Here is a 572-nt window from a genome sequence, read left to right as displayed (position 1 = left end):
GTTCCGAGGCGCACAAGGCTTCGGTGACCGGTGACACGGTCGGCGATCCCTACAAGGACACCGCTGGCCCCGCCGTCAACCCGGCGATCAAGATCACCAACATCGTCGCGCTCCTGCTGCTGGCCGTGCTCGCGCACGGCTGATCTAGGCTTCAGCCCGAAACAACCCGCGGGAGCGATCCCGCGGGTTTTTTGTTGAGCAATGCCATGTCGACGCGTCAACAAGCCGATCTCTTGCATACGGTAAATGCGCCGGTATCTCATCTACCGGCTTGGGTTTCGACGGCTTAAGCATCGCCGGCAAACATACGGGGATCTTGCCCTGATCGAGGCCACAACAAAAACCCGCAGGATCGCTCCCGCGGGTTTTTGGTCGCCTGAGATGATGAGGCTCCCGGAATGGAAGCCGAAAGGAATTAGGCGCCGCCGCCCGGAATGCTGGGTGCCAGCTTGCTGGCACCGTTGATGATCTGGCTGAGGAAGTTCTGGTCCTTGCCGCCGGTCGGTGTGGTGCGTGAGATGAAGTCGAACATCTTGCCGTCCTTCATCCCGTAATTGGCGATCTGGGTGACG

The 572-nt window shown here is 60.3% G+C and carries 1 protein-coding gene and 1 pseudogene; one reads left to right on the top strand and one right to left on the bottom strand.

Annotated elements, in window-relative coordinates; all coding sequences use genetic code 11:
* Nucleotides 1-143: sodium/proton-translocating pyrophosphatase (locus EN991_RS38975; protein ID WP_164769800.1), on the top strand; the 143-nt coding region annotated here is incomplete at its 5' end.
* 272 nt (nt 144-415) lie between these two features.
* On the opposite strand, the pseudogene EN991_RS41525 reads toward EN991_RS38975, so the two are convergent.
* Nucleotides 416-572: pseudogene (locus EN991_RS41525) on the bottom strand (outer membrane assembly protein BamE); the annotation flags it as partial.

The sequence above is a fragment of the Mesorhizobium sp. M7A.F.Ca.US.005.03.2.1 genome (assembly GCF_003997795.1).
In the GTDB taxonomy this organism is placed as follows: domain Bacteria; phylum Pseudomonadota; class Alphaproteobacteria; order Rhizobiales; family Rhizobiaceae; genus Mesorhizobium; species Mesorhizobium ciceri.
The sequence above is the reverse complement of the archived record's forward strand: the minus strand, read 5'-3'. Positions and strand labels throughout refer to the sequence as shown.